The organism is Streptomyces sp. 1331.2, from assembly GCF_900199205.1.
Lineage (GTDB): Bacteria > Actinomycetota > Actinomycetes > Streptomycetales > Streptomycetaceae > Kitasatospora.
This window is the reverse complement of sequence record NZ_OBMJ01000001.1, coordinates 2,552,264-2,578,984: the sequence shown is the minus strand read 5'-3', so window position 1 is coordinate 2,578,984 and position 26,721 is coordinate 2,552,264. Positions and strand designations below refer to the sequence as shown.

General features: G+C 71.6%; 19 protein-coding genes. 9 read left to right on the top strand and 10 right to left on the bottom strand.

What is annotated here, in order from left to right:
* Nucleotides 1-69: 69 nt before the first annotated feature.
* The 3 genes from CRP52_RS10780 to CRP52_RS10770 all read right to left on the bottom strand — a co-directional run bounded on the left by CRP52_RS10780 (nt 70) and on the right by CRP52_RS10770 (nt 5,489).
* On the bottom strand, nt 70-1,560 hold the full coding sequence (locus tag CRP52_RS10780) for a maltokinase N-terminal cap-like domain-containing protein (protein ID WP_107474892.1): 1,491 nt from the start codon (nt 1,558-1,560) through the stop codon (nt 70-72).
* 252 nt (nt 1,561-1,812) lie between these two features.
* Nucleotides 1,813-3,537, bottom strand: a complete 1,725-nt coding sequence (gene treS / locus CRP52_RS10775; RefSeq protein WP_097236192.1) for a maltose alpha-D-glucosyltransferase — start codon at nt 3,535-3,537, stop codon at nt 1,813-1,815.
* On the bottom strand, nt 3,534-5,489 hold the full coding sequence (locus CRP52_RS10770) for an alpha-1,4-glucan--maltose-1-phosphate maltosyltransferase (protein WP_097239996.1): 1,956 nt from the start codon (nt 5,487-5,489) through the stop codon (nt 3,534-3,536). The genes treS and CRP52_RS10770 overlap by 4 nt, the downstream gene beginning before the upstream one ends.
* A 1,112-nt stretch (nt 5,490-6,601) precedes the next feature.
* On the opposite strand from CRP52_RS10770, the gene glgP reads away from it, so the two are divergent.
* Nucleotides 6,602-9,301 carry an alpha-glucan family phosphorylase gene (gene glgP, locus CRP52_RS10765; RefSeq protein WP_097236191.1) on the top strand — a complete coding sequence of 900 codons (2,700 nt, stop codon included), beginning with the start codon at nt 6,602-6,604 and terminating at the stop codon, nt 9,299-9,301.
* Nucleotides 9,302-9,448: 147 nt separating this feature from the next.
* A complete protein-coding gene (locus CRP52_RS10760; RefSeq protein ID WP_143685703.1) occupies nt 9,449-10,348 on the top strand; it encodes a hypothetical protein in 900 nt (299 codons plus the stop codon).
* A gap of 91 nt (nt 10,349-10,439) precedes the next feature.
* On the opposite strand, the gene CRP52_RS10755 is transcribed toward CRP52_RS10760, so the two are convergent.
* The 3 genes from CRP52_RS10755 to glgX all read right to left on the bottom strand — a co-directional run bounded on the left by CRP52_RS10755 (nt 10,440) and on the right by glgX (nt 16,502).
* The gene (locus CRP52_RS10755; RefSeq protein WP_097236189.1) at nt 10,440-12,329 is read right to left on the bottom strand and encodes an ABC transporter ATP-binding protein; all 1,890 of its coding nucleotides are present in this window, start codon (nt 12,327-12,329) and stop codon (nt 10,440-10,442) included.
* A complete protein-coding gene (locus CRP52_RS10750) occupies nt 12,326-14,128 on the bottom strand; it encodes an ABC transporter ATP-binding protein (protein WP_097236188.1) in 1,803 nt (600 codons plus the stop codon). The genes CRP52_RS10755 and CRP52_RS10750 overlap by 4 nt, the downstream gene beginning before the upstream one ends.
* A 160-nt stretch (nt 14,129-14,288) precedes the next feature.
* Nucleotides 14,289-16,502 (bottom strand): glycogen debranching protein GlgX, encoded by a 2,214-nt coding sequence (gene glgX / locus CRP52_RS10745; RefSeq protein WP_097236187.1) that lies wholly within the window; start codon nt 16,500-16,502, stop codon nt 14,289-14,291.
* Between the two features lie 258 nt (nt 16,503-16,760).
* Here glgX and CRP52_RS10740 point away from each other — a divergent pair, with 258 nt between their 5' ends.
* The 4 genes from CRP52_RS10740 to CRP52_RS10725 all read left to right on the top strand — a co-directional run bounded on the left by CRP52_RS10740 (nt 16,761) and on the right by CRP52_RS10725 (nt 21,540).
* Nucleotides 16,761-17,978, top strand: coding sequence for a L,D-transpeptidase (locus tag CRP52_RS10740; protein WP_097236186.1), 1,218 nt, complete (start codon nt 16,761-16,763; stop codon nt 17,976-17,978).
* Between the two features lie 190 nt (nt 17,979-18,168).
* Nucleotides 18,169-19,428: a L,D-transpeptidase gene (locus CRP52_RS10735; RefSeq protein WP_257032408.1), complete on the top strand. Its 1,260-nt coding sequence runs from the start codon at nt 18,169-18,171 to the stop codon at nt 19,426-19,428.
* 182 nt (nt 19,429-19,610) lie between these two features.
* On the top strand, nt 19,611-20,855 hold the full coding sequence (locus CRP52_RS10730) for a L,D-transpeptidase (RefSeq protein WP_257032407.1): 1,245 nt from the start codon (nt 19,611-19,613) through the stop codon (nt 20,853-20,855).
* Nucleotides 20,856-20,994: 139 nt separating this feature from the next.
* On the top strand, nt 20,995-21,540 hold the full coding sequence (locus CRP52_RS10725; RefSeq protein WP_257032406.1) for an ATP-binding protein: 546 nt from the start codon (nt 20,995-20,997) through the stop codon (nt 21,538-21,540).
* 269 nt (nt 21,541-21,809) lie between these two features.
* On the opposite strand, the gene CRP52_RS10720 is transcribed toward CRP52_RS10725, so the two are convergent.
* The 3 genes from CRP52_RS10720 to CRP52_RS10710 all read right to left on the bottom strand — a co-directional run bounded on the left by CRP52_RS10720 (nt 21,810) and on the right by CRP52_RS10710 (nt 24,213).
* Entirely contained in the window at nt 21,810-22,658 is an 849-nt protein-coding gene (locus CRP52_RS10720; protein ID WP_097236184.1) for a hypothetical protein, read from the bottom strand.
* 212 nt (nt 22,659-22,870) lie between these two features.
* A complete protein-coding gene (locus tag CRP52_RS10715) occupies nt 22,871-23,050 on the bottom strand; it encodes a DUF397 domain-containing protein (protein ID WP_097239993.1) in 180 nt (59 codons plus the stop codon).
* 17 nt (nt 23,051-23,067) lie between these two features.
* Nucleotides 23,068-24,213: a helix-turn-helix domain-containing protein gene (locus CRP52_RS10710; protein ID WP_257032405.1), complete on the bottom strand. Its 1,146-nt coding sequence runs from the start codon at nt 24,211-24,213 to the stop codon at nt 23,068-23,070.
* A 567-nt stretch (nt 24,214-24,780) separates the two neighbouring features.
* Between CRP52_RS10710 and CRP52_RS10700 the strand changes: the two genes are divergently transcribed.
* On the top strand, nt 24,781-25,698 hold the full coding sequence (locus CRP52_RS10700; protein ID WP_097236182.1) for a DMT family transporter: 918 nt from the start codon (nt 24,781-24,783) through the stop codon (nt 25,696-25,698).
* 52 nt (nt 25,699-25,750) lie between these two features.
* On the opposite strand, the gene CRP52_RS38145 is transcribed toward CRP52_RS10700, so the two are convergent.
* Entirely contained in the window at nt 25,751-25,897 is a 147-nt protein-coding gene (locus CRP52_RS38145) for a hypothetical protein (RefSeq protein ID WP_179852755.1), read from the bottom strand.
* Between the two features lie 56 nt (nt 25,898-25,953).
* Here CRP52_RS38145 and CRP52_RS40800 point away from each other — a divergent pair, with 56 nt between their 5' ends.
* Nucleotides 25,954-26,340: a helix-turn-helix domain-containing protein gene (locus CRP52_RS40800; RefSeq protein WP_373560478.1), complete on the top strand. Its 387-nt coding sequence runs from the start codon at nt 25,954-25,956 to the stop codon at nt 26,338-26,340.
* Nucleotides 26,337-26,684 (top strand): hypothetical protein, encoded by a 348-nt coding sequence (locus CRP52_RS10695; protein ID WP_097236181.1) that lies wholly within the window; start codon nt 26,337-26,339, stop codon nt 26,682-26,684. Before CRP52_RS40800 ends, CRP52_RS10695 begins: the two co-directional genes overlap by 4 nt.
* The last annotated feature ends 37 nt before the right edge of the window (nt 26,685-26,721 follow it).

Below are 26,721 nucleotides of genomic sequence, written 5' to 3'. Positions count from 1 at the left end.
GCGGCAGGGGTGTGCGAACTCGTGGCGGGCGGGCGGACTGAGAGCGCGGGAACAGCGGGGTCGGCGGGATCAGACGGACAGGGCGAGCCGGTTGATCGCGGCCAGCGGGATCGGCAGCCAGCTCGGCCGGTGCCGGGCCTCGTACACCACCTCGTACACCGCCTTGTCGATCTCCAGCGCCCGCATCAGCTCCGGCGAGGCCGCCGGGTCGGCGCCGCCCCCGGCGGTGTAGCCGGCGCAGAAGGCGGTGCGGTTGCGCTGGGCCCAGGCGGCGGCGAGATGGGCCAGTTCCGGGTCGACCGGGCCGCCGGCCAGCAGGTGGGCGGCGGCGTAGTCGAAGGAGCGGAGCATCGCGGCGACGTCGCGCAGGGCGGGTTGCGGTTCGCGGCGCTCGTTGACCGACTTGGCCGGCTCGCCCTCGAAGTCCAGCAGCACCCAGCCGTGCGGGGTGCGCATCGCCTGTCCGAGGTGCAGGTCGCCGTGGATGCGCTGGACGGGCAGGCCGTCGGGGTGGGCGTCGGCGAGTTGCTGGAAGGCGGTGCGCAGCGCGGCGCGGAAGCGCAGCAGTCCGGGGACGGCGGCGACGGCGCTGTCGAGCCGGTCGGCCATCGCGGTGGCCAATCGTCCGGTCTGGGTGCGGTCGAGCCGGGCGACGGGCATGGAGCGGGCGAGCACCCGATGCACTTCGGCGGTGGCCCGGCCGAGCCGGTGCGCCTCGATGGCGAAGTTGCCGGGGGAGCGGTCGCCCTTGAGCCGGCCGACCTGGTCGAGGGCGAGTTCCCAGCCGTCCTCGGCGTCCGGCAGGTAGCGCTGGAGGAGTCCGAGGGTGGCGGGTTCGGCGCGTTCCATCCGGCTCTCGAACCAGGCGGCGACCCGGGGGATCCGGGTGGAGCCGGCCCGGGAGAGGGCGAGCGAGAGTTCGAGGTCGGGGTTGGTGCCGGGGTGGATGCGGCGGAACAGCTTGAGGATGTACGAGGTGCCGTAGATGACGGAGCTGTTGGACTGTTCGGCGGTGGAGGCGCGGCCGGGGAGGTTGGCGGGCAGTCCGGAGCCGGGGGTGCGGCGGAAGGACAGCGAGCCGAACCGGTCGCCGGTGGCGAGGTGTTCCAGCAGCCGTCCGGTGAGTTCGGGGTCGTGCACCGCGTCGTAGAGGGTCGCGCCGTCGTACGGGCCCTGGCTGAGCCGGCCGAGGACGGCGCCGGGGCCGATGTCGCCGAGTCCGTTGGAGCGGATCCCGAGCAGCAGTTGGTAGATGTCCCCGTGCGGGGCGCCGGCCGTGGTGGCGTGCTCGACCCGGAGCAGCAGGTGCAGCAGTGCCGGGTCACCGACCTGCAGCGGGGTGCCGACCACGGGGGTGAGGCCGGTGATGGGCCGCCCCTTGCCGGCGTACCAGCGCTGGGTGGGCAGCCACGCGGAGATCAGCGGCAGCGCCGCCTGGACGAGTTCGCTGACTCCCAGGGCGGTTCTCCGGGCCCCGGTGCCCCGCGCGCCCGCCGGCGCGGGGGAGCCGGCCGGGGCGTCGTGCTGCACATGGGCTTGAGAACGGGAGGTTTCGGACATGACTCCCTTTCCCCGGAAGCACGCGGACTGCCCGACGGGTCGTGGCCGGGTCCGTCAGTCTTCCGGATTTCGGCGGCGCGGCGGTTGCGGCACGCGAGCGTGGCTCGGGTGTCACGCCTTCGTGTGGGTGGCCGTTGGGCTGTTCTCCGTACGCGGTGGTGCAGAGAACTCCGGGGGCGCTCGGGTCCAACTGGCGCCCCCGGAGGGTCTGGTGGTGCTGTCGGGGCGGGTTCGCCGGGGTGCGGCGGATCGTTACTTCGACCGCCTGGTCCCGCTCAGGCGCGGGGGCTGCCGGAGCTGGAACCAGTAGAAGCCGTGCCCGGCCAGGGTGAGCAGGTAGGGCCACTCGCCGATCGACGGGAAGCGCACCCCGCCGATCAGCTCGACCGGGTACCGCCCGCCGTACTGCCGCAGGTCCAGCTCGGTCGGCTGCGCGAACCGCGAGAAGTTGTTCACGCACATGACCAGGTCCCCCTCGTACTCGCGCACGAAGGCCAGCACGGCGGGGTTGCTGGACGGCAGTTCGGCGTAGCTGCCGAGCCCGAACGCCGGATTGAGCTTGCGGATCTCGATCATGCGACGCGTCCAGTGCAGCAGCGAACTCGAACTGCTCTGCTGCGCTTCGACGTTGGTCACCTGATAGCCGTACACCGGGTCCATGATGGGCGGCAGACTGAGCCTGCCCGGGTCGGCGGAGGAGAAACCCGCGTTGCGGTCCGGGGTCCACTGCATCGGCGTGCGCACGCCGTCCCGGTCGCCGAGCCAGATGTTGTCGCCCATGCCGATCTCGTCCCCGTAGTAGAGGACCGGGGAGCCGGGCAGGGAGAGCAGCAGGGCGGTGAAGAGCTCGATCTGGTTGCGGTCGTTCTCCAGCAGCGGGGCGAGCCGGCGGCGGATGCCCACGTTGGCGCGCATCCGCGGGTCCTTGGCGTACTCCGCGTACATGTAGTCGCGCTCCTCGTCGGTGACCATCTCCAGGGTCAGCTCGTCGTGGTTGCGCAGGAAGATGCCCCACTGGCAGCCGTTGGGGATCTGCGGGGTCTTGGCGAGGATCTCCGAGACCGGGTAGCGGGATTCGCGGCGCACCGCCATGAAGATCCGCGGCATCACCGGGAAGTGGAACGCCATGTGGCACTCGTCGCCGCCGGAGGTGAAGTCGCCGAAGTAGTCGACGACGTCCTCCGGCCACTGGTTGGCCTCGGCGAGCAGCACGGTGTCGGGGTAGTCGGCGTCGATCTCCTTGCGGACCCGCTGGAGGAACTCGTGGGTCTCGGGCAGGTTCTCGCAGTTGGTGCCCTCGCGGGCGAACAGGTAGGGCACCGCGTCGAGCCGGAAGCCGTCGATGCCGAGGTCGAGCCAGAACCGCAGGCCCGCGATCATCTCGGCCTGGACCCGGGGGTTGTCGTAGTTGAGGTCCGGCTGGTGCGAGAAGAAGCGGTGCCAGTAGTACTGCTTGCGGACCGGGTCGTAGGTCCAGTTGGAGGTCTCGGTGTCGACGAAGATGATCCGGGCGTCCGGGTACTGCTTGTCGTCGTCGGCCCACATGTAGAAGTCGCCGTACGGCCCGTCCGGGTCCGTCCGGGAGGCCTGGAACCACGGGTGCTGGTCGCTGGTGTGGTTCATGACGAAGTCGATGATCACGCGCATGCCGCGGGCGTGCGCGGCGTCGACGAACTCCATGAAGTCGGCGAGGTCGCCGAACTCCGGCAGCACCGAGGTGTAGTCGGACACGTCGTACCCGCCGTCGCGCAGCGGCGAGGCGAAGAACGGGGGGAGCCAGAGGCAGTCGATCCCGAGCCACTGGAGGTAGTCGAGCTTGGCCGTGAGCCCCTTGAGGTCCCCGACCCCGTCGCCGTTGCTGTCCTGGAAGGACCGCACCAGCACCTCGTAGAACACCGCACGCTTGAACCACTCGGGGTCCAGGTTCTTCTTCGAGGTCTCCGGGAAGGTGTCGGGGACGGGCTCGTTCACTGTCACGCTGGGTTCCTCCGAACCGTGAGGAGGTGGGCCGGCTCGGCTGAGGGATCGAGCCGGACGTAGTTGTGCCGGCCCCAGGTGTAGACGGCGCCGGTGAGCTCGTCGTGCACCGCGTACGGGCCGTCGCCGTCGAGCGTGACGGTGGCCTCCTGGACGTGGTGCGGGTCGAGGTTGACCACGGTGATGACCTGGTCGGTGAGGCCCTCGGGGGTGGTCGCGGTCTTGGAGTAGGCGATCACCCGGTCGTTGTCGGTGGGGTGGAAGCGCAGGTCGCGCAGCTGCTGCAGGGCGGGGTGGCGCCGGCGCAGCCGGTTGAGCACGGTGAGCAGCGGGGCGAGGGTGTCGGTGCGGTTCCAGTCGCGCGGGCGCAGCTCGTACTTCTCCGAGTGCAGGTACTCCTCGGAGCCCGGGTGGGCCGGCTCGTTCTCGTACAGCTCGTAGCCGGCGTAGATGCCGTAGCTGGGGGAGAGGGTGGCGGCGAGCACGGCGCGGATCGCGAAGGCGGCGCGGCCGCCGTGCTGGAGGTACTCGTGCAGGATGTCGGGGGTGTTGGCGAAGAAGTTGGGGCGCATGTAGGCCGCTGCGTCACCGGTGAGTTCGGTGAGGTACTCGGTGAGTTCCGGCTTGGTGGTGCGCCAGGTGAAGTACGTGTACGACTGGTGGAATCCGATCTTCGCCAGGGTGTGCATCATCGCGGGGCGGGTGAATGCCTCCGCCAGGAACACGACATCGGGGTCGGTGCGGGCGATGTCGGCGAGCACCGTCTCCCAGAACACCACCGGCTTGGTGTGCGGGTTGTCGACCCGGAAGATCCGAACACCGTGGGACATCCAGAAGCGCAGGAGTCGGACGGTTTCCTTGACGATTCCGTCCATGTCCTGATCGAAGTTGACCGGATAGATGTCCTGGTACTTCTTCGGCGGGTTCTCGGCGTACGCGATGGTGCCGTCCGCGCGGTGGTGGAACCATTCCGGATGCTTGTTCACCCAGGGGTGGTCCGGGGAGCACTGGAGGGCGAAGTCCAGCGCCACCTCCAGGTTCAGCGCCCGGGCCTCGGTGACGAAGTGGTCGAAGTCCTCGATGGTGCCGAGGTCGGGGTGGACCGCGTCGTGGCCGCCCTCGGGGGAGCCGATCGCCCAGGGCGAGCCGACGTCGTGCGGACCGGCCGTCAGGGTGTTGTCCGGGCCCTTGCGGAAGGCTCGGCCGATCGGGTGCACCGGCGGCAGGTAGACCACGTCGAAGCCCATCGCGGCGATGGCCGGCAGCCGCTCGGCGGCGGTGCGCAGGGTGCCCGAGCGCGGCGGTTCGACGCCGCTCGGGTCCACCACGGCCCCCTCCGAGCGGGGGAAGAATTCGTACCAGGAGCCGAACAGCGCACGCTCGCGGTCCACCTGCAGCGGCAGCGGGCGGGAGGCGCTGAGCAGTTCGCGCAGCGGGTAGCGGGTCAGCAGGTCCAGCACCTCGGGGGCCAGTGCGGCGGCCAGCCGGGACAGCGGCGGCAGCCCCGGGTCGCGCAGCGCGTCGGCGGCGGCCAGCACGTGTGCGCGGCCCTCCTTCTTCGGCACCCCGGCGGCGGCCTGGTCCAGCAGCCGGGCGCCCTCCTCCAGGACCAGCGCGGTGTCGATCCCGGCGGGCAGCTTGATCGCGGCGGCCTTGCGCCAGGTGGCGATCGGGTCGCTCCACGCCTCCACCAGGTACGACCAGCGGCCGGGCGCGGTCGGGGTGACGTACGCGCCCCAGCGGTCGGTGCCCTCGGCCAGCTCGCGCATCGGTGTCCGCGGGCCGCTGCGGCCGCGCGGGTCGCGCAGCACCACGTTGGCGTTGACGGCGTCGTGGCCCTCGCGGAAGACGGTCGCGGTGACCAGGAAGGTCTCGCCGACGACGGCCTTGGCAGGGCGGCGGCCGGAGTCGACGAGGGGGCTGACGTCCAGGACGGGGATGCGGCCGATCACGGTGTCGCTCTCTGTCTTGCGGGCGGCGGTCTTCGTGGGGCGTTTGGCGGCGCTCTTGGCCGCCGGCTTGCGCGCGGGCGTGCCCGGCGCGCTCGCGGCCCCTGCGGTGGGGGCCTTCGCGGCGGTCGTACGGCGCGGCGCGGTACCGGTCCCGGCGCCGGCCTTCGGGGTGGCGGCCGACGCGGTGGCGGTGGTGCGGCGCGTGGTGGTGCGCCTGCGGGGTGCCGCGGCCCGGTCCTCCTCGGCCCCGGGTTGTGGGGCCGCCGCGGAGGGAGGTGCCGCGGGGGGCTGTGCTGCCGCGGGATGGGATTCGGAGGATCCGGTAGGGACCGCCCCGGACACCCTGGGCGACGGCATCGCCGGATCTGTCCGAGTGTCAGAATCCATCCGTCCGGCGGATTCCGCGACCGCTGCGTCGAGGGTTTCGGCCACAGGTGTGGACTGGTCCCGCGTGTCGCCGTGCATGCCAAGCTCCTGCCCGAGATCGGCGGCAGCTCCCGCGGGCCGGGGGGCGGGCCAGGGGAGTACCGGGAGGACTGCTGGGTGGGGAGGACGTGCGCGACCGGAGCCTGCCCGCGCCGCTGTCCCCGGCAACCTGCCCGGCGCCCGCCGAGCCGGTGGCGGGACGCCCCCGAGCCCGTGCGCGTCCCGGCGCACGCCTCCTGGGTCACGCCCCTGGGCGACCCGGTCCACCCGTGAACGAGCAGGCCGGTACCGAGGACACGCGTCAGTGTGCGGTGAGCGCCGAATGGGTTACGGAGAACGGGGACAGCGAACGCGAAAAGGATTCGGACGTGCTGCTTCAAGGGGGACGCCACCCGTCGCCGGACTCCCCGGAGCATCAACGACCTTCGGTCATCCTCGCATCGGTGACCGGGTTTTTGCACCGGTACGACAGTAGTTTCGGGTCTTCTCCCGAGCGGATGCGCCCTCGGAAATGAAGCCGTACCGCAGAGTTCACGTATTGGTAGCGCGGGCCCCCGAAATGTGCGCCTCGCGCGCCCCCCGTGCAGACCAATGCGCCGAATGCGATCTCATCAATAGCCCGAACGGATGCCCAATAGCCCACTTGACGCACTGCCGGGCCGACCGCCGCGGCTACGCTTCACGCCGTGAAGGCAATCCGCAGATTCACCGTCCGCACCGTCCTGCCCGAACAACTCCAGCCGCTGCACGAGCTGGCCCTCAACCTGCGCTGGTCCTGGCACCCCGAGACCAGGGACCTGTTCCGGTCCGTGGACCCGGAGGTCTGGGCCGCGACCGGCGAGGACCCGGTGCGGCTGCTCGGGGAGGTCCCGGCCGCCAGGCTCGCCGCGCTCGCCGCCGACCGGCGGTTCCTGCGCAGACTCGGCGACCTCGCCGACGACCTGCGCGACTACCTGACCGGCCCGCGCTGGTACCAGACCCGGCAGCAGGAGACCGGTGCCGCCCCGCTGCCCGCCGCCATCGCCTACTTCTCGCCCGAGTACGGCATCGCCGCCGCACTGCCCCAGTACTCCGGCGGACTCGGCATCCTCGCCGGCGACCACCTCAAGGCCGCCAGCGACCTCGGCGTCCCCGTCATCGGCGTCGGCCTGTTCTACCGGCACGGCTACTTCCGGCAGTCCCTGAGCCGGGACGGCTGGCAGCAGGAGCGCTACCCGCTGCTCGACCCGGACGAGCTCGCGGTCAGCCCGCTGCGGGAGGCCGACGGCACCCCCAGCCGGGTCGACCTCGCCCTGCCCGGCGGCCGCACCCTCGCCGCCCGGATCTGGAAGGCCCAGGTGGGCCGGGTGCCGCTGCTGCTGCTCGACTCCGACATCGAGGCCAACTCGCCCGCCGAACGCGACGTCACCGACCGGCTGTACGGCGGCGGCAGTGAACACCGGCTGCTGCAGGAGATGCTGCTCGGCATCGGCGGCGTACGGGCGGTGCGCGCCTACTGCCGGCTCACCGGGCACCCCGCCCCCGAGGTCTTCCACACCAATGAGGGCCACGCCGGCTTCCTCGGCGTCGAACGGATCCGCGAACTCGTCGCCGAGGAGGCGGCCGGCGCCGACCCGGCCGGGCCCGACACCGCCGGCCCCGACTTCGCCGCCGCCCTGGAGTCCGTCCGGGCCGGCACCCTGTTCACCACCCACACGCCCGTGCCGGCCGGCATCGACCGCTTCGACCGCGAGCTGGTCGCCCGCCACTTCGGCGGGGACGCCGCCCTGCCCGGCGTCCCGGTCGACCAGGTGCTCGCACTCGGCGCCGAGACCTGGCGCGGCGGCGACCCGAAGCTGTTCAACATGGCCGCCATGGGCCTGCGGCTCGCCCAGCGCGCCAACGGGGTCTCCACCCTGCACGGCGAGGTCAGCCGCTCGATGTTCAACGGCCTCTGGCCCGGTTTCGACGCCGACGAGGTGCCGATCACCTCGGTCACCAACGGCGTGCACGCCGCCACCTGGATCGACCCGGCCGTCGTCCGGCTCGGCGCCGCCGAGATCGGCGCCGAACGCGCCGAGGAGGCCATGACCACCGGCGAGGCCACCCGCTGGACCGGCCTGGAAGCGATCGGCAACTCCGAGATCTGGGAACTGCGCCGCACCCTGCGCGCCCAGCTGGTGGACGAGGCCCGCCGCCGGCTGCACGCCTCCTGGCGCCAGCGCGGAGCCGGCGAGGCCGAGCTCGGCTGGGTCTCCTCGGTGCTCGACCCCGACGTACTCACCATCGGCTTCGCCCGCCGGGTGCCCTCGTACAAGCGGCTCACCCTGATGCTGCGCGACACGGAGCGGCTGCGCGCCCTGCTGCTGCACCCGACCCGGCCGGTGCAGATCGTGGTGGCCGGCAAGGCCCACCCGGCCGACGACGGCGGCAAGCGGCTCATCCAGCAGATGGTCGCCTTCGCCGACGACCCGGCCGTCCGGCACCGGATCGTCTTCCTGCCGGACTACGACATGGCGATGGCCCGGCACCTCTACCCGGGCTGCGACGTCTGGCTGAACAACCCGCTGCGCCCACTGGAGGCCTGCGGCACCTCCGGGATGAAGGCCGCGCTCAACGGCTGCCTCAACCTGTCCGTCCTGGACGGTTGGTGGGACGAGTGGTACGACGGCCGCAACGGCTGGGCGATCCCCACCGCCGACGAGAGCGGCGGGGCGCTCGACCCGGACAGCGGCGAGGCCGAGCGGCGCGACGACATCGAGGCGGCCGCCCTCTACGACCTGATCGAGCACCAGGTCGCCGCCCGCTTCTACGACCGGGACGCGGACGGGCTGCCGCACCACTGGATCGCCATGGTCCGGCACACCCTGGTCACCCTCGGGCCCAAGGTGCTGGCCGGGCGGATGGTCCGGGAGTACGTCGAACGGCTGTACACGCCGGCCGCGCTGGCCCAGCGGGAGCTGGCGGCCGACCGCAACCGCTGCGCCCGGGAGCTGGCGGTGTGGAAGGCGAAGGTCCGGGAGGCCTGGCCGGCCGTCCGGGTCGAGCACGTCGAGGCGGACTGCCCGGCCGAGGCCCAGGAGCTGGGCAGCTCGCTGGAGCTGCGGGTGCAGGTCGCGCTCGGGACGCTCGGGCCGGGCGACGTCGAGGTCCAGGTGGTCTCCGGCCGGGTGGACGAGTCGGACGGCATCTCGGACGCCTGCCTGCTCGCCCTCAAACCGGTCGGCGGGCCCGACCTGGACGGCCGCACCCGCTACGAGGGCTCGCTGGAGCTCTGCCGCACCGGCCCGTTCGGCTACACCGTTCGGGTGCTGCCCGCCCACCCGCGGCTGGCCTCGCCGGCCGAGCTGGGGCTGGTCGCGCTGCCCGCCGAGTCGGCCGGAATGGACGCGGGGCTGCTGCGCTGATCCGCCGCGCCGTCGTCCCCGCGGGGTGTGCCGCCGCGGGGACGGCAACGCGGCTGCTGACGCCGCGGAGGATGACTGTCGTTCGGATCGCCACGGACGGCAGTCATCCGGTTGCCCCGCGTGTCGGGCGGGGGCAGCGTGAAGGTCATGATGCGAACCGTGCGCGCGGCCGCCCTCGCCGCGCTCTCCGTAGTGCTCCTCGCGTGGCCGGCCCAGGCCGGCACCACCCCGCTCGCCGCGCCACCCGCGACCGCGCAGCTGTCCGTCGAACTCTGTCCGCCGCAGGGCCCGGTGGTGCCGGGGGAGACCGGGATCCTGGAGGTCCGGGTCACCAACCGGGGCCCGGAGACCACCAGCGACGCGACCCTGGTCGTCGTGCACTTCCCGTCGCCGGGTGTGGTGCAGTCGGCCGAACCGCCCGTCACCCTCACCTACTTCGGCACCGGCAGCTCCTACCGGATCCCGGCCGGGCTGGCGCCGGGGGCGAGCTCGGTGGAGAAGCTGGCGCTGTACGTCGCGCCGGTCACCTCGCCGTTCACCACCATCAGCGGCGACGTCCAGGCCTTCTACCCGGGTGACCCGGACCAGTCCGGCCACACCACCCCGTACAGCCTCACCACCGCCGACACCCGGGCGCACTTCATGGTCGGCGCCTCCTCCGCCTGGGAGGGTGGCCACCCGGTGCCGCAGCCGGGCGACCTCACCGGAAAGCCCGGCGCGACCATCAGCCTGCCGCTCTGGGTGTACAACGCGGGCCCCTCGTACTCGACCCACCCGGTCGACATCCGGATCACCACGCCGGAGCACACCACGCTGACCGGCGCCCCGCCGTACGACTGCACGGCGACCGGGGAGCGGACGCTCTCCTGCCACCTGCCGACCGGGCCGCGCTACCACGACGCGGTCTACCTCGACCCGGCGGTGGTGATCGACCCGGCGACCGTCGCGGGGCAGGTACTGCCCGGCGGGACGCTGGACGTGGTGGCCGCGTCCGAGGACTGCCCCTCGCCCGACTGGCACACCGACTTCGTGGTGACCGTGAACTGAGCGGGCCGAGCGGCAGATACGGACAGGCCCGGCCCGGGTGCGTGACGGCGCACCCGGACCGGGCACATTCATGGGTGGGAACGGGCCGGCCTCAGACCAGGCTGTCCCGCCAGGCCCGGTGCAGGGTGGCGAAGCGGCCGGAGCCGTCGATCAGCTCCTGCGGGGAGCCGTCCTCCACGATCCGGCCCCGGTCCATCACCAGGACGCGGTCGGCGATCTCCACGGTGGAGAGCCGGTGCGCGATGATCACCGCCGTCCGGCCCGCCAGCACCGTGCGCATCGCCCGCTGGACGGCCTGCTCGCCGGGGACGTCCAGGGAACTGGTCGCCTCGTCCAGGATCAGCACCGCCGGGTCGGCCAGCAGGGCGCGGGCGAAGGCCACCAGCTGGCGCTGACCGGCCGAGATCCGGCCGCCGCGCTTGCGCACGTCGGTGTCGAAGCCGTCCGGCAGCGCGGCGATGAACCCGTACGCGCCGATGTCGCGGGCAGCCTGCTCGACCTCCTCGCGGGTCGCGCCGGGGCGGCCGATCGCGATGTTCTCGGCGACGGTGCCGGAGAACAGGAAGGACTCCTGGGTCACCATCACCACCCCGCGCCGCAGTTCCGGGGTGGCCAGCTCGCGCAGGTCCACGCCGTCCAGCCGGATCCGGCCGTCGGTCGGGTCGTAGAAGCGGGCCAGCAGCTTGGCGACCGTCGACTTGCCCGCGCCGGTCGCGCCGACCACCGCCACCGTCTGCCCGGCGGGGATCTGCAGGTCGAAGGGCGGCAGCACCTCCTTGCCGGTGCGGTAGGCGAAGCGGGTCTGTTCGAACCGCACCTCACGGCCCTTGCCGGCGGCCTGCGGCAGGTCGCGCGGCTCGGCGGGCTCGGCGACCGTCGGCTCGTGGGCGAGCAGGCCGGCGATCTTCTCCAGGGCGGCGGCGGCCGACTGGTAGCTGTTCAGGAACATCGCCAGCTGGTCGATCGGGTCGAAGAGCCGGCGCAGGTAGAGCGCGAAGGCGGTGAGCACGCCCAGCTCCAGCGAGTCGTCGACGACCAGGTAGGAGCCGAACAGCACCACGCCGGTGATCCACAGGTTGGCGGTGGCGCGGGAGAGGCCGACGTAGCGGGCCAGCTCCAGGAAGCCGTCCGCGGTGGCGGTGGCCGCCTGCCGGTTGAGCACGGCGAAGGCGGCGTCGTTGGCCCGCTCGCGGCGGAAGGCCTGCACCGGGCGGATGCCGTTCATGGTCTCGGTGAAGCGGACGATCAGCGAGGCGGCCGAGGTCCGCGAGCGCCGGTACACCCGGCGCGAGCGGCGGCGGAAGGAACGGGCGATCAGCGCCAGCGGCACGCCGGAGGCCAGCGAGACCAGGCCGAGCCGCCAGTCCAGCACCAGCAGCAGCACCGAGATGTAGCAGACCGACAGGAAGACGGTCAGCAGCTCCTGGAGCCCTTCGGAGAGCAGTTCGCGCAGCGCGTCGATGTCGCTGGTGGCCCGGGAGATGATCCGGCCCGAGGTGTAGCGCTCGTGGAAGTCCAGGCTGAGCCGCTGGGCGTGCCGGAAGATCCGGCCGCGCAGCTCCAGCAGGATGTCCTGGTTCACCCGGGCGCTGATCTTGATGAACAGCCACTGCAGGACCGGGCTGAGCAGCGCGCAGAACAGGTAGGCGGCGACCACCGCGATCAGTGGGCCGGAGTCGTGCGCGCGCAGCGCCGGGACGGCGCGGTCCATCGCCACCGCGACCAGCAGCGGACCGGACTGCAGGGCGGCCTGCTGGACCAGGATCACCACCAGCGCGACGGCGATCCGGGCCCGGTGCGGGCCGAGCAGCGAGCGCAGCAGCGCCCGGGGCGCGCCGGGCGGGACGGGAATGTCCTCCTCGTCGGCGGGCGGCGGGGGCGGGGCCTCCGCGACGGGCGGCGTCTCCGCGACGGGCGGGGCGGATGCCTTGGCGGGGTCGGCGTCGGTGGGGCCGGTGGTGGGGTCGGCGGTGGTGGTCACGGGGCTGCACTTCCTTCGGGCACGAGGGCGGCCTCGCCGGACATCAGTTCGCGGTAGTGCGCGCAGTCGCGCAGCAGCTCCTGGTGGGTGCCGACGGCCGTGATCCGGCCGTCCGCCAGCACCGCGACCCGGTCGGCGAGCAGCACCGTGCTGGGCCGGTGGGCGACCACCAGGGCGGTGGTGGTGCCGAGGACCTCGCGCAGCGCGCGCTCGACCAGCGCCTCGGTGTGCACGTCCAGGGCGGAGAGCGGGTCGTCCAGCACCAGGAAAGCCGGGTCGCCGACCACCGCGCGGGCCAGCGCGAGGCGCTGGCGCTGGCCGCCGGACAGGCTCAGGCCCTGCTCGCCGACCTCGGTGTCCACGCCCTCGGGGAGCGTGTCGACGAAGCCGGCCTGGGCGGTGGCCAGGGCGGAGCGCAGCTGCTCCGTGCTCGCGCCCGGGGCGCCCATCAGGACGTTCTCCCGGACGGTCGCCGAAAAGAGGGTGGGCTCCTCGAAGGCGACCGCGACGAGTTCGCGCAGCCGCTCCCGGGGCAGGTCGCGGATGTCCCGGCCGTCCAGGGTGATGGTGCCGGCGGTGGCCTCGTAGAGCCGGGGGAGCAGGGCGGTGAGCGTGGTCTTGCCGCTGCCGGTGGCGCCGACCAGGGCCATTGTCTCGCCGCTGCGGATGTGCAGGTCGATGCCGGTCAGCAGGTCGGGGCTGTCCGCGGGGGCGTCGGGGTAGCGGAAGCGGACGCCGGTGAAGCGGATGCCGTCCGGGGCGGCCAGGGTCGTTTCGGTGCCCGGGTCCGGGGTGTCGGGCTCGTCCAGGACCTCGAAGAATCGGTCGGTGGCGGTGGCGGCCTCGTTGGCGTAGGCGAGCAGCCAGCCGAGCGATTCGATCGGCCAGCGCAGGGCGAGCGCGGTGGAGAGGAAGGCGACCAGGGTGCCGGCGCTCAGCTCGTCGTGGGCGACCAGGTAGGCGCCGACGGCCAGGGCGCAGCCGAGGGCGAGCTCCGGCAGGCCGACGATGACGGCCCAGACGTTGGCGAGCAGGTGCGCCTTCCCCAGCTCGGTGCGGCGCAGCTCCTGCGACTGGGCACGGAAGCGCTCGGCCATCGAGCGGTGGCGGCCGAAGGCCTTGAGGATCCGGATGCCGAGGACGGACTCCTCGACCACGGTGGCGAGGTCGCCGTTCTGGTCCTGGGCGCGGCGGGAGGCGCCCGAGTAGCCGGCCTCGAAGCGCCGGGTGAGCAGGAACAGCGGGACGACGGGGAGCAGGGCGATCAGTGCCAGCCGCCAGTCCTGGGTGAACATCACCACCGTCCCGGCCAGGAACATCACCGTGTTGACGATCAGGAAGACCAGCGGGAAGGCCAGGAACAGCCGCATGGTGTACATGTCGGCGGTGGCCCGGGAGAGCAACTGGCCGGATCCCCAGCGGTCGTGGAAGGAGACCGGCAGCCGTTGGAGCTTGGCGAAGAGGTCGCTGCGCATCGCCGTCTCCAGCCCGGCCAGCGGGCGGGCCAGGACCACCCGGCGGGTGTAGAACAGCCCGGCCTCCAAGAGGCCCACGAGCAGCAGCAGGCCGACCGGCGGCCAGAGGGCCGTCACGTCGTGCTCGGCGAGCGGGCCGTCCACGATCCGGCCGAGGATCACCGGGACGGTGAGCGTGCTGAGCATGCCGAGGGTGGCGGCCGCCACCGAGACAGCGATCCGGCCGCGGACGGCGCGGGCGTACGGCCGCAGGCGTAGCAGGGAGCGGACCGTGGAGCGGGGGCGCACGGTCGCGGGGTCGTCGTTTTGAATGTTCTCGGCCATCGCGGTGAGGGTAGGCAGAGAGGCCGTCACTTCTCATCCGGTTTTTCGCGCCTGTCAGGGGGGTGGGGCGAGAACCGGCCATTGCTCCGGTCGTTATGGGGTGTTCGGGGTGGAGATGTCGGCTGGGGTGGAGATGTCGGCGGGGGTGGGGGTGCGGCAGCTACCGCGTGGGGATGCGGAGGAGGTGCAGGGAGCGGGGGGCGAGGAGGACGGCGCCGCGCGGGTACGGTTCGCGGTCGCCGGTCCCTTCGGCGGCTGTGTCGATCAGCGTCTCGTACGCGGCTTCGGGCTCCGCCCAGGGCTCCCCGGGCAGGGTGAACACCGTCTCCCGGTGGTCCGCGTTGAGCAGCAGCAGGAAGCTGTCGTCCTGCAGCGGCTCGCCGCTGTCGTCCCGCTCGGACATCGCGGTGCCGCACAGCAGCATGCCGAGGCAGGCCGTCGGGGCGAACCAGTCGGCCTCGGTCATCTCCTTGCCCAGCGGGGTGAACCAGGCCAGGTCGGGCCGGCCGCCCGGGGTGGCGGCCCGGCCGGAGAAGAACGCCCGGCGGCGCAGCACCGGGTGGGCCCGGCGCAGCCGGACCAGCCGGGCGGTCAGCTCGCACAGCTCCTGCCAGCCGGGCTCCGCCAGCAGCGACCAGTCCAGCCAACTGGCCTCGTTGTCCTGGCAGTAGGCGTTGTTGTTGCCGCCCTGGGTGCGGCCCAGCTCGTCCCCGGCGGTGAGCATCGGGACACCCGCGGAGAGCAGCAGGGTGGCGATCAGGTTGCGCAGTTGGCGCAGCCGCAGGGCCCGGACGGCCGGGTCGGTGGTCTCGCCCTCGGCGCCGTGGTTCCAGGAGCGGTTGTCGTCGGTGCCGTCCCGGTTGGCCTCGCCGTTGGCCTCGTTGTGCTTGCGGTCGTACGAGACCAGGTCGCGCAGGGTGAAACCGTCGTGCGCGGTCACGAAGTTGACGGAGGCGTACGGGCGGCGGCCGGAGCGCTGGTAGAGGTCGGAGGAGCCGGAGAGGCGGTAGCCGAGCTCGCGGACGTCCGCGCGGGCGCCGCGCCAGAAGTCCCGTACGGCGTCCCGGTACTTGTCGTTCCACTCCGCCCACGGCGGGGGGAAGCCGCCCACCTGGTAGCCGCCCGGGCCGACGTCCCAGGGCTCGGCGATCAGCTTCACCCGGCTGAGCAGCGGGTCCTGGGCGACGGCGGCCAGGAAGGGGTGGTCCATGTCCACGCCGTCACCGCCGTTGCCGCCGCCCGGACCGCCGCGGGCCAGGGCGGCGGCGAGGTCGAAGCGGAAGCCGTCCACGCCCATCTCGGCGACCCAGTAGCGCAACGAGTCGGTCACCAGCCGGACCACCTGCGGGCGGCGGGTGTCCAGGGTGTTGCCGCAGCCGGTGTAGTCGGCATAGCCGCGCGGGCGGTTCGGGGGGAGGCGGTAGTAGGCGGCGTTGTCGATGCCGCGGAGGGAGAGCATCGGGCCGAGCTCGCCGCCCTCGGCGGTGTGGTTGAACACCACGTCCAGGATCACCTCGATCCCGGCGGCGTGCAGGGCGCGGACCATCCGCTTGAACTCGCCGACCTGGCCGCCGCGCGAACCGGAGGAGGAGTAGCCGGCGTGCGGGGCGAAGTAGCCGATCGTGTTGTAGCCCCAGTAGTTGACCAGGCCGCGGGCCTGCAGGTGGTCCTCGCTGGCGAACTGGTGGACGGGGAGGAGCTCGACGGCGGTCACGCCGAGACGGGTGAGGTGGGAGATGGCGGCGGGGTGCGCGAGGCCGGCGTAGGTGCCGCGCAGGTGCGGGGGGATGTCGGGGTGGCGCATGGTGAAGCCGCGGACGTGGAGCTCGTAGAGCACCGTCTCGGGCCAGGGGGTCTTCGGGCGGTGGTCGTCGTACCAGTCGTCCTCGTCGTGGACGACCACGGATCTCGGGACGTAGGGGGCGGAGTCGCGGTTGTCCCGGACGGTGTCGGCGACGTCGGCCTCCGGCCAGTTGCGGACGGCGGCGCAGGCTGCGTCGTGGGAGGTGTAACAGCCGTCGATGGCGCGGGCGTACGGGTCGAGCAGCAGCTTGGCGGGATTCCATCTGGCGCCGGTCCAGGGATCCCAGCGGCCGTGGACGCGGAAGCCGTAGCGGGTGCCGGGGTGGACACCGGGGACGAAGCCGTGCCAGATCTGGACGTCCTGTTCGGTGAGGCGGTGGCGGGTCTCCTGGCCGTCCTCGTCGAAGAGGCAGAGGTCGACGGCTTCGGCGCCGGGGGCCCAGAGGGCGAAGTTGGTGCCGGTTCGACCGGGTCGACCGGGTTGATCGGGGCGAGCGGTGTGGAAGCGGGCGCCCAGGGGCTGCCAGCTGCCCGGCCGTACCGCGGCTTCCAGCTCCTGCCCTGACGCCATGGCCGTACCCTCCCTGGGCGGGGTGTCCCGGACCCCGTGGAGGGTCTCTTTCCCGGAATGGGGAGGGTGGAAGCGGCTTAACGGGGGCTTACCGGCGGATGGCGGGGTGGGGGGTTGGTGTTCGGGGGGTGGCTTTCGGGAGGGTGGGGGCCGGGGGCGGCTCCGGAGGTGGGGTGGTGCGGGTTGGTGGGGGCGTGTCTCCTGGCTGGGGGTTTTCGTTGTTCCGGGCGTCGGTCGTGAACAGTGGGAGGCCCCGGGATGCGGCGCCGTGGATGGGTGTGGGCGCGGGGTGTGGTGGGGGTGGTGTGCTGTCTGGCGGTTCTTGCGGGGTGTGGGGGTGGGGCGGCGGAGTCGGGCGGGGATGCGGTGGCGCCGGCTGTGCCGGTGGTGGGGTCTCGGGCGGTGGTGAGTGTGGTGCCGGCTGATGGTGCGGTGGATGTGCAGCCGGAGGGTGCGGTTCGGGTGACGGCTTCGCAGGGGCGGTTGGTCTCGGTCCGGCTGGCTGATGCCAAGGGGGTCGAGGTGGCGGGGACGATCGGGGCGGACGGGGCCGGGTGGGTGCCGGACGGGGCATTGCCGTGGGGGACCGCGTTCACGCTGGATGCCGTGGCGGAGGACGAGCAGGGGCAGCGGGCGGTGCAGCATGCGGCGTTCTCCACGGCGGCCAGGGCGCACACCTTCGCCGCGTTCTTCACTCCGGAGGACGGGTCCACGGTGGGAGTGGGCATGCCGGTGTCCCTACGGTTCAGCCGGCCGATCGCGGATCGGGCGGCGGTGGAGCGGGCCGTGCAGGTGTCGGCGGATCCGCCGGTGGCGGTGGCGGCGCACTGGTTCGGCAACCGGCGGTTGGACTTCCGGCCGCAGCAGTACTGGGCGGCGGGGACGAAGGTCACGGTGGCGCTGCGGTTGAAGGACGTCCAGGGGGCTCCGGGGGAGTTCGGTACGCAGAGCCGGGACCTGCGGTTCACCGTGGGCCGGGCGCAGGTGTCGACGGTGGACCTGGATGCGCACACCTTGACGGTCCGGGCCGGTCAGGGCGGCAGGGTGGTGCGGGTGCTGAAGGTCTCCGGCGGCAGCCCGGAGCACTCCACGTACCGGGGGGTGATGGTGGTGTCGGAGCGGTACAAGGTGACCCGGATGAACTCGCAGACCGTGGGCATGGGGGACGAGTACGACATCAAGGACGTGCCGCACGCGATGCGGCTGACCGACTCCGGCACCTTCCTGCACGGGAACTACTGGGCGGATCCGGAGGTGTTCGGCCGGGCCAACACCAGTCACGGCTGCATCGGGCTGGCCGACGCCAAGGGCGGGGCGAGCAAGGACTCCCCGGCGGGCTGGCTGTTCGAGCACACCGTGCCGGGGGACGTGGTGGAGGTGAAGGCCACGGCGGGGGACTTCGTGCCGCCGCAGAACGGGCTCAACGGGTGGAATCTGCCCTGGGAGCAGTGGGTGGCGGGGAGCGCCCTGCGCTGACCGCGCGGCCTGCGTCCGGTTCACCCCGGCTTCGAACGGTTTCCGTCCGGGCACCCCTGAAGATCCGCTCAGGGGGCCCGGTTATCCTGCTCCGGCGCGTCCGGCAGCCGGGCGCGAAAGATCGGCGTCCGGTGCAACTCATGGGGGCACTCAACGCGTCAAGAGAGTGAATACCGGGAGGGGAGAAACCGTGAAGACGGGTAAGACGGCCGGCGCCGCGATACGCACCAGCAACCGCTACGGGCGCAGGGCCGCGGTGGCGGCGGTGATGGGCGGGGTGCTGCTGCTCACGGCGGCGTGCAACGACGACAAGGGCAGTGGTTCCGACGGGTCGGGCTCGGCCGGTGCGGCGGCTTCGGCGGGTGCGTCGGCTCCGGCGGACGCGGGGGGCTCGGGGACGCCGAAGACCTCGGCCGCGGTGATCTCCGTGGAGCCGAAGGACGGGGCCCAGAACGTCCAGCCGACCGGGCTGCAGGTGTCCGTCTCCAACGGGAAGCTCAGCACGGTCGAGGTGACCGACAAGGACGGCAAGCCGGTCCAGGGGGCGATCACCCCGGACGGCGCCGCCTGGAAGCCCGCGGCGGCGCTCACCGTCGGCATGGCGTACAAGGTGAACGCGCAGGCCAAGGACGCCGAGGGCCTGGTGGCCGCGTCCACCACGACGTTCACCACCCTGACGCCGGACAAGAAGATCTCCACCAACGACAACATCAGCGACGGTGCCACCTACGGCGTCGGCATGATCGTCTCGGTGGAGTTCAACAAGGCGGTCAAGAACAAGGACGAGGTCCTGAAGGGGATCACGTTCGAGAGCAGCAACGGCACCGTGGTCAAGGGCCACTGGTTCGGCGACACCCGGGTGGACTTCCGCCCGGAGCAGTACTGGGCGCCGGACACCAAGGTGACCATCCACTACCGGCTGAAGAACGTCGAGGTTGCTCCCGGCATCTACGGCGACGTGGACAAGGACGAGCCGTTCACCATCGGCCGCTCGCAGATCTCCACCGCGGACGCGAAGACGCACCAGATGACCATCGAGCGGGGCGGCCAGAGCACCACGGTGCCGGTCACCCTGGGCGCGGACGCCACGCCGTCCTGGGGCGGGACCATGGTGGTCATGTCCAAGGAGAAGGTCACCCGGATGAACTCGCAGACCGTCGGTCTCGGCGGCGAGTACGACATCCAGGACGTGCCGCACGCGATGCGGCTGACCACCTCCGGCACCTTCGTGCACGGCAACTACTGGGCCAGCCCCTTCGGCAAGACCAACGCCAGCCACGGCTGCGTCTCGATGCAGGACGTGAAGGGCGGCAGCGACACCTCGGTCGCGGGCAAGTTCTTCAACGACTCGATGGTCGGTGACGTCATCAAGGTCGTGAACAGCAAGGAGAAGACCGTCTCGCCCTCCAACGGGCTGGGCGGCTGGAACGTGGCCTGGGCCAACTGGTAGGCCCTACCCGGAGGTTGGCCCCGGTACTCCGGGCACTCCGGTGAGTTCTCACGGAGCGGTCCGATCTCACCCGTTGGGGTCGGGCCGCTCCGGTTCCGGGGCGCGCAGCCCCGTGCATGTCGCAACCTTTCCGGTGGTCGGTCCACGGGGAGTTCGGGCAGTTCAGAGGAAGGGAATCGACGTTGAGGTCGATACGCAGGGTGGTGGCCGCCGGTCTGGTCGGCGGGGCGATGACGCTGACGGCCGCCTGTGGCGGCGGGGGCGGCGGGGGCGGTAGCGCGGCCAAGGCCGATCTGGGGGCCGGTGCGGCCGCCTCACAGCCCGCGGCGGCGCCGAGCAGCGCGGCGGCCTCCGCGAGTGCGGTGCCGAAGGTCTCGAAGGCCGCGGTGAGCATCGAGCCCAAGGCCGGCTCGGTGGACGTGGCGCCGAACGCGATCAAGGTCGGCGCGACCGGCGGCAAGCTCACCACCGTGAAGGTGAGCGACAAGGCCGGCAAGGAGGTGCCCGGCACGATCTCCGCCGACGGCTCCTCCTGGACGCCCTCGGCCGCCCTGGCGGTGGGCACCGCCTACCAGGTCAGCGCGATGGCCGCGGACGCCGACGGCGCGGTCGCCACGGCGGACAGCAACTTCACCACGCTGACGCCGACGGCGCTCGCCAAGGCCTCCGACAACGTGGACAACGACGCCACGTACGGCGTTGGCATGATCGTCTCGGTGGACTTCAGCAAGGACGTCAAGAACAAGGACGACGTCCTGAAGGGGATCACCTTCGAGACCAGCAACGGCACCGTGGTCAAGGGCCACTGGTTCGGCTCCCGCCGGCTGGACTTCCGTCCGGAGCAGTACTGGGCGCCCGGCACCAAGGTGGTCGTGCACTACCGCCTCAAGAGCGTGGAGATCGCCCCCGGGGTGTACGGCGGAGACCGGGACGAGCCCTTCACGATCGGGCGATCCCAGATTTCGACGGTTGACGCCGCCGCGCACACGATGAACGTCGCGCGCGGGGACGGCCAGAACTCCGAGATCGACATCACCTCCGGCTCGGAGGAGCACCCGACCTGGAACGGCACCATGGTCGTCATGTCCAAGGAAGGCACGGTGCGGATGCAGTCCAGCACCCTGCCCGGCATGACCGGCGCGCCCTACGACCTGCAGGTGCCGCACTCGATGCGGCTCACCACCAGCGGGACGTACGTGCACGGCAACTGGTGGGCCAGGAACAGCACCTTCGGCGGCGACAACGTCAGCCACGGCTGCGTCGGCCTCAAGGACGTCGAGGGCGGCGGCGACTCCACCTCGATGGGCAAGTTCTACGACAGCTCGATGGTCGGGGACGTGGTGATCGTCAAGAACTCCGTCAAGAAGGAGACGCTCGACCCCTCGAACGGGCTGAGTGGCTGGAACGTGCCCTGGGGCTCCTGGTAGGAGGGGGTGGGGGTCAACTCGGGCTTGACGTACGTCGGCCCGGGTGGCCCCCTTCATGCACGCGGCATATGCCGACTCGGGCGAGATCGTTTGTTCATTGTCCGTACGCGGCTGCTTGCGTTCCGCAATGATGGTCCGCATGGCGGGTTGGGGCGAAACAGATCAGTCATCAGTTCCCGGGGCCGGCACGGTCGCCGCGGCGACCTGGGTCGACGCCCAGGTCGACCTCTCGGCTCTGGAGCGGCTCAGCTCCGAGGAGCTGGAGGAGATGTATTCCGGCAGGCTGTGCGATCAGTCCGAGCCGAACGAGGTGCGGCTGCCCTCCCGGCCGGAGTCGGGCCCGGTGGCGCGGCGGCTGGTGCTGTCGGTGTTGGAGTCCTGGGACCTCCATCAGTACCTGGAGGCCGGGGAGTTGCTGACCAGTGAGCTGGTGGCCAACGCGGTGCGGCACGCCGCCGGGCGCACCATCGGGCTGCAGGTGAGCCGCAAGCCCGGGTGGCTGCGGGTCGAAGTGCGGGACTCGTCGCGGTCGTTGCCCTGCATGATCCTCGCGGAGGCGAAGCCGGTGAACGAGCAGGGGCGGGGGCTGAAGGTCGTCGACGACCTCGCCGACCGCTGGGGTGCGGACCTGCTGCCGCGGGGCAAGGGCGTCTGGTTCGAGCTCAAGGTGCGCGAGCGGCACTGAGGCCTGGCCAGGGGCTCGGGAAAACACGCAGGGCCCCCGGTGTCGCCGTGGTCCGGCGGGTGGGGGCCCCTGCAAGTCATCGCGCCGGCCAAGGGGGTGCGTGCCGCGCGATGGGCGTCGGCAGTGCCAGGTCGGGCCCGCCGAAGTTCGATGTCTTGACTATCGCATGAATCTCAGCATGCGGGCAAACCGGGCGGCTGGGAATCAAAGGTTTGTAACTTAGTTCACCTTTAGATTTTGCATAGGTTCACGTCGTTACCTGTGAATATTCATGATCGCCGGGCTGGTGCTGCCGCTGCCATGGCCTGGCGGACGCGCGCGGCATGGCGGTGGACGGCGGCCGGGGAGAGGCGGGACGAGGGTGGTGCGGCCCGGTTGATGCCGCCCGGGGAGTGGCAGGCGCGGCAGAGGCCGCCGTGGAGCGCCTGGGGCCGGCAGGGGGTGCGGCAGTCGGTGCACTCGGCGATGCGGGCGGGCTGTGGGTGGGGACGTTCCGGCGGCAGCTTGTCGATCAGGCGGCGGCGGGTGAAGGCCGCCGGGCTGTGGACCGTTGGCGGTAGGCCCGCGGTGAGGGCCGCCGTGAAGAGGGCGGGAGTGGTGCCCCGGGCCAGCCACTCGGCGGCGAGCGGTTCGAGGGCGGCGCAGTCGGCCGCGGAGAGGGCGAGTCGGCTGTCCGCGGCGCCGAGGCCGGCGAGGGCGGCGTAGGCGGGGGACACCGGGGCGGTGGCGCGTCGCTCCTCCGGGGGATCGGGTGCGCTCTCCGTTGACTCGCCCGGGCTCTCGCCGGTGGCGATGAAGTGGTTCCACCAGGCGTCGCTGCGAGGCGTCCGGGAGAAGTAGGTGCGGAACACCCACTGGGGGCGCTCGGCGTTGACGCGCTCGCGGACGCGGCGCAGGTGACCGGCGGTGGAGAGCCTGTTCAGGGCCGTACGGACGGCCATCTGCCCGAAGAGCGGGTTGTAGGCGGCGAGGGTCTTGACGTCCATCGCGGCGCCGTCGGGGAGGTTGTTGATCAGGCTGGCCAGGTACGCCTCACGGACCGGGAGGTGCGTGAAGTCGTCGGCAGCCGGGGGGAGTTCCCCAGGGGCGGTCCGCTTGCCGTAGCCGGGCGAGGCCATGGGGACGGTAGAGTCGTGGGTAGCCACAGGATCGACTTCCGTTCGATCGTGATGGTCAGACCCCCGCTCGGTGTTGCCGCACCGGCCGGGGGTTGATTCGTTAGTGGCACGCTACACGGCGCGACGGGCCGTGGTGAACTCGTGACGATTAGTCATATCTGCTGCGTGCAGGGGTGGTTGGAAGGTGGTTACCCACCCGTTCCCCTAAGGGATCACTCGGACTCGGCGGCTTGAGCTTCGGTGGCGAAGGCGACGAAGGAGGCCCAGGCGGAGGGGGAGAAAGTGAGGGTCGGGCCGGCCTTGTCCTTGGAGTCCCGGACGTGAATGGCGGAGGGGGAGGAGGAGACCTCGACGCATGCGCCGCCCTGGTAGTCGCTGTAGCTGGACCGGATTCATGGCCTTGGGGTTGTCACAGCAGCTCCAGTGTCTTCCTGATGAGCTGTGCCGACTCCGGAACAGTCAGAGCTAGCGCGCGGATCATCGCGTGGCATCGGCTGAGCTCGCCTACGAGGCGCGGTTCTGAGTGCAGCGCATTCGTTTTGTGTGTCTCGACGTACGCATACTGCTCGTTGTCGATCGTTTCGAGGATCATCAGCGAGCCCCCGAGGCCGGAGGGGGAGATGCGCCCCGTGGGTACGACCTGGATTTGGATATTGCGTGAGTGCTCGACCTCAAGCAGCCGGTGGAGCTGCTCCTTCATGACCTCCCTACCGCCGATGGAGGTGTGGAAGGCCGCTTCGTAGATGGTGAAGCTGAACAGCACCTCAGGCTGCGCCAGCCGCTCCTGCCGCTTGAGGCGGATCGCCAGGCGTTCTTCGATGACGGCGTTCTTCACGGGCGGCATGGGGTTGCTGAGAATTGCCCGGGCGTAGGCCTCGGTCTGCAGCAATCCTGGGATGTAGAGGGGTTCATAGAAGTAGTAGGCAACTGCCTCCTTCTCGACGTCGAATAAAGCATCGGTGCGTGTAGGCATGGGCTCTGGAGCGAGGTATGGGTGAGCCGCAACCAGCATCCCCTTGGCGTCGCACAACTCATCGGCCGCCTGTAGCAACTTGAGCGACGGCCTCCGCCTCCCCGCCTCCATCGACCGCACGCTCTCGACGTCGTAGCAGGCCGCCTGGGCCAGCTGCTCCCGGGTCACGCCTGCCTTCGCGCGCCACCGCTTGATCTGATCGCCGCAGTACTTCCACGCCATCGGGTTCTGCTTCGGCGTGCCCATCGGCCCTGGCCCCTCCCTGCCCTGGTCGCAGGGCGGTTCAAGCTCGCGCTGTACCAGCGGTGTAACTGCTGAGGCTATGCCGGTACGCCGACTCTTGAAGGGTGAATTGGCCGAACTCAGCCCTTGTGAGTGACGCCGTCCGTACACCTCCCAAGGACTCTGATGCTCACTCAGCCCGTCGATGTCGTCGAGTGGATGTTCCCCCGCCTCCCCCGCAGCGCCGGCCGTGCCCGGATCCGCTTCATCCGGCAGGCCTTCCAGTGGGAGCTGCCCATCGACTCTGCCGAGACCGGCCTGATCCTCCTCAGCGAACTCGTCACCAACGCCTGCCGGCACGCCCGCTCCCCGCGTGACCGGATGATCGGTGTCCGCGTGCTCCTCCCCACCCCCTCCCTGCTCCGGATCGAGGTCTCGGATGCGAACTCCGAGCTCCCGACCCTGCGCCAGGCCGCCCCGAGGACGAGTCCGGCCGGGGCCTCGAACTCGTCGCCGCCCTCGCCACCTCCTGGGGCGCCCACCCGCGCGGCGAGAGCTTCATCGGCAAGACCACCTGGTGCGAACTCGCCCTCCCCTCGCCGGCGGGGGCGGTCTCAGACAATCTGGTGCCATGAGGCTGATGACTGCAGCAGAGCTGAGGGGCTGCGTGGGAAGTCGGCCGGACCGACTTCCCACGCAGCGAACGTCCCCGCCCGGGTAGCATCGGGGGCGTGAACCTGTACTGGCACGCCGTGCTGCCGCCGCTCAGCGCCTGATCGGGCGCGCGCGACGGTGGTTTGATCCGCTTCTTCGTCCCGGCTCGGCCGTTGTGAGGCCGCCGTGGGCTGATGGCGTGCGCCCGTTCTCGAAACCTCCTCTGATGGTCTTCGACGACGGAAGTACACGACTGTGCCGAATCGTTTGTCCATGCCTGCCCGTTCCGTTTCCACGGCTCCCGGCCGCGCCCGCTCGCGCGGTGGCGTCCTGCCGATCCTGACCGCCGCCGTCCTCTGGGGCACCACCGGGACGGCCAGTTCGCTGGCGCCCGCGGGTGCCCCGGCGGCCGGGATCGGGGCTGCCGCGCTGGTGCTCGGCGGCTTGTTGTTGTTCCTCACCGACCGCACTGCCTGGACGCTGCCCCGGCGGTGCCGGGTGCGGGAGCGGTGGCTGCTGGCGGCCGGTGCGGTGGCGGTGACCGGGTACCCGCTCACCTTCTACCCGGCGGTCACCAGGACCGGGGTTGCGGTGGCGACGGTGATCGCGCTGGGCAGCGCACCCGTGTTCACCGGGCTGCTCGGGTGGCTCGCCCGGCAGGGGCGGCCGAGCGGGCGCTGGGCCGGGGCCACGGCGCTGGCCGTGCTGGGCTGCGGGGTGCTGGTGCTGGGGCCCGAACTCGCCGGTGGCGGCGCGGCGGTGGACCCGCTCGGGGTGCTGCTGGCGGCGCTCTCGGGGCTCTCGTACGCCGTGTACTCGCTGATCGGCGGGCGGCTGATCGCGACGGGGCGTCCGTCGGCCGGGGTGATGGGGGCGATGTTCGGCGGCGGGGCGCTGATCGTCCTGCCGGTGCTGCTCGCGGGTGACCTGGAGTGGCTGGCCTCGGTGCGGGGCACGGCCGTTGTGCTGCACCTCGCGGTGATCACCACCTTCCTCGCCTACCGGCTGTTCGGCCACGGCCTGCGGCACGCCACTGCTCAGACGGCCACGACGCTGACGCTCGCCGAGCCGGCCGTCGCTGCCGTGCTGGGCGTCGCGGCGCTGGGGGAGCGGCTGCCGGTGGTCTCGTGGGGCGGCCTTGCGGTGCTGGCCGGCGGGCTGGCATTCCTGGCGCTTCCCGCTCGGCGGTAGGAGCATGGCTGCGCAGGAAGTCGGGTGGGCCGACTTCCTGCGCAGGGGCGGCCTACCTGCGCAAGGCGAGCAGACCCGCGAGGGAGCAGGTCAGTGAGCAGAGCACGACGATGGCGCGAATCGGGCTGCGCTGGGCAGTCAGCCGCAGACCGCCGATCCGGATGTCGATGAACGGGCGGCCGGTGCGTGATCGGGGCAAGTGGGTCTCCCGGTGCGGGGCTGTTTCGGTAGGGTCCGATCACAGCAAGCACGCAGGTGGTTGCGCCAGGTCGCAGCGGAAGCTTGCGCGGGAGGGCCGCATGTTGCGCGCGGCGGCAAGAACGAATCTTGAAGGCGACATTGGAGAACACGGAGCCTGGAAGGCAGCGCCGTCTGGCATCTCTGGGGCCGGAACTGAATGCCGCACAGCGTGAATTGGCGGAGCATCTGAGGGTCCTGCGCACTCGCGCCGGCCTCTCCTCCGGGGAATGCGCCGCCAGGCTGAGCAGCAGCGGCCGGCGGGTCGACCACACACGGTTCTCGAAATTCCTGAACGGACGCGAAATCCCACCCGTGGAGCTTGCGCCCTTGCTCCACGGGCTTGTCGCAGAGTGTGAGGGGGCACAGTCGGAGCCGAAGACGTCGCGAGAACCCGCGCTTTGATCTACGCGGCGAGGGGCCGTGACTCGATTGCGGCCCAGTCTCCGGAACTCGCCGAAGCACGTGAGCAGATCCTGGAGCTGCGGCAAGCCCTGCAGAGCGAACGGGACGACCGGCTCGTTGTGGAAGACGAGCTGCGAGCGCTCCGCGCGCAGCGGATGGTCGCCCTCTGCTGGGAGACGGCAGGCGAGAGGGACGACCCGGCACGTGAGACGTTCAAGCCGACCACGATCACGAAGCACATCGATGCGGAGCTCCGTTGGGTGGAGTGGGCCCAGGAGGTCCTGCTGATGGTCGTCTCGGGCTCGACGGAGATGCCGCCCGAACCGGATCAACCGACGCGGTGAAGGGCCCTGGGGGCGGCTGCGCAGGAAGTCGGGTGGG